This is a genomic window from Halorubrum trueperi, from assembly GCF_042662525.1.
GTDB lineage: Archaea > Halobacteriota > Halobacteria > Halobacteriales > Haloferacaceae > Halorubrum > Halorubrum trueperi.
The window spans coordinates 1-2,501 of record NZ_JBHSXI010000037.1 but is presented as its reverse complement, the minus strand read 5'-3'; the positions used below and the strand labels follow the sequence as shown (position 1 = coordinate 2,501).

Below are 2,501 nucleotides of genomic sequence, written 5' to 3'. Positions count from 1 at the left end.
GTCAGACCATCTTGTGCTCTTGCGCTCTTCGCCGGATTCCCGACCCGGCTGAGATGATCTTCGGGCGCGCTCGATATCTTTTCGAGCGCGTACCGCCCCAGTCAAACTGCCCGGCTACCGGTGTACTCCTCCCGGAGTGAGAGTCGCAGTCACCGACGGGTAGTATTTCAATGCTGTCTCGGTGGCCCGCTGGCGCGGGTACCTGTGTAATGACTCCTACCTATCCTGCACATCGGCGACCACGTCTCAGCGACAGCCTGCAGTAAAGCTCTATAGGGTCTTCGCTTCCCCTTGGGGGTCTCCAGACTCCGCACTGGAACGTACAGTTCACCGGGTCCAACGTTGGGACAGTGGCGCTCTCGTTTATCCATTCATGCAAGCCGCTACTGAAGCGGCAAGGTACTACGCTACCTTAAGAGGGTCATAGTTACCCCCGCCGTTGACGGGTCCTTCGTCCTCTTGTACGAGGTGTTCAGATACCCGCACTGGGCAGGATTCAGTGACCGTACGAGTCCTTGCGGATTTGCGGTCACCTGTGTTGTTATTAGACAGTCGGAGCGCCCGAGTCACTGCGACCTGCTCCGTCGAGAGCAGGCATCCCTTCTTCCGAAGGTACGGGACTAACTTGCCGAATTCCCTAACGTCGGTTCTCCCGACAGGCCGTGGCTTTCGCTGCCAGAGCACCTGTGTCGGATCTCGGTACGGACATCGTGCTTGTCTTTTCACGGGCCCTATGTACGGCTGACTTGCGCTATCTCACGTTTCGCTCGCTTCCTGCCGTGACGGCGTCCACGAGTTTCCATGATTCGACCGGGCGAAAACCCGGCTCAGCGTTCCACACGGCGTCGACGTTTACTGCACGATGGCACTGGAATATTAACCAGTTTCCCGTTGACGTAGTCGAATTACGGTACGTCTTAGGACCGGCTGACCCTCGGCTGATTGGCAGTGCCGAGGAACCCTTGCTCATCAGGCCGTCGAGGTTCTCACCCGACTATCGCTGCTACTGTGACCAGGATTGTCGTTTCTGAACGGTCCACGCGAGCTCTCGCCCGAGCTTCCATCCGAACAGAACGCCAACCTACGCGGTTGCCCCTGTCAAGGGCACGGCCAGGTCTCGGTGGTAGATTTGAGCCCCGATCATTTTGGGCGCCTCAAACCTCGGCCGGTAAGCTGTTACGCTTTTCTTAGAGGGTAGCTGCTTCTAAGCTCACCTCCCGGCTGTTTAGGGCTTGAGACCACCTTCGAATCGCACTTAATCTACACTTTGGGACCTTAACCCGGCTCTGGGTTGTTCCCCTCACGGTACACAGGCTTACCCCGCGCACCGGACTCCCTTCGTCTACAGCGCCTGCGGGTTTGGAGTTCGACAGGATGGCCGACTCCTCTCGGAGGCGGGTCATCCAATCGGTAGCTCTACCCCGCGGGCTACCTCGGAAGAGGTCATGCTTCGACATGTTTCGGTTGGAACCAGCTGTTGCCAGGCTCGATGGGCCTTTCACCCCTATGCACAGATCACGAGAGGATATTGTAGAATACCAACTCTAACGGGCCTCCACGTGGCTTTCGCCACGCTTCACCCTGCCTGTGTATAGATCGCCTGGTTTCGGGTCGCACCCAATTGACTCCCCGCGCTTGAACACGGTGGCCCTCACACGTATGTGCTGCGGCCGTATCGGTTTCCCTGCGCCTTCCTCGGTTCACGAGTTAGACTCGCCAATTATGTGCACTCCCTGGGTCGTTTTTCAAAACGCACGACACGACGCCGGCTCATCTCTCTTCCTACTAGAGGATCGCTCCTCGGTCGTTTTGAGAAATGCCTTTTACGCCCTGTCGCTCGATCGCCAACTGATTTCAGGCCCTATTGCACCGCCCTTCTCGGGGTGCTTTTCAGCGTTCGCTCACGCTACTTGTTCGCTATCGGTCTCGAGGAGTGTTTAGCCTTCTCAGGGGATGCCTGAGGTGTTCACAGAGGATATCCGACCCCTGCTACTCTGGTATTGACGCCTTCTGTACTGCTTCATCCTACGGGGTTGTCACCCTGTCTCACGCTCCGTTCCAGGAGACTTCAGATGAAATGTCGAGAATTGTGTGTCAACCCGAACACCACATTGGTCCGAAGACCTTCGGTTTGGGCTGTGTCGCGTTTACTCGCGGTTACTAACGACATCGCGGTTGCGTTCTTTTCCTTCCCTTACTGAGATGTTTCAATTCAGGGAGTTCCCTATTGCGCAAAGCAATTGTAATACGGATTCCGATTCGGAAATCTCGTGTTCTTTCCCTCCATGCGGGTCCCACGAGCTTTTCGCAGCTTGGCACGTCCTTCATCGGCTCTCGAGCCGAGCCATTCACCAGCTGGCACAGTAGCCAGTAGTGTGTCAGTCCGTTCTATACAGAACCGACTGACGGTGTCAGAGTGACGGTAATGTCACCCGACTGTATATGGTTCACTGACGTTCCACGAACTCGTATGAGTTCAGTGGACGTCTGGATCGCACGTA

The 2,501-nt window shown here is 56.4% G+C and carries 1 rRNA gene; it reads right to left on the bottom strand.

Features of this window, described 5'->3' with window-relative positions:
• Positions 1–2,376, bottom strand: a 23S ribosomal RNA gene (locus ACFQEY_RS18695); the annotation flags it as partial.
• Positions 2,377–2,501: the final 125 nt, after the last annotated feature.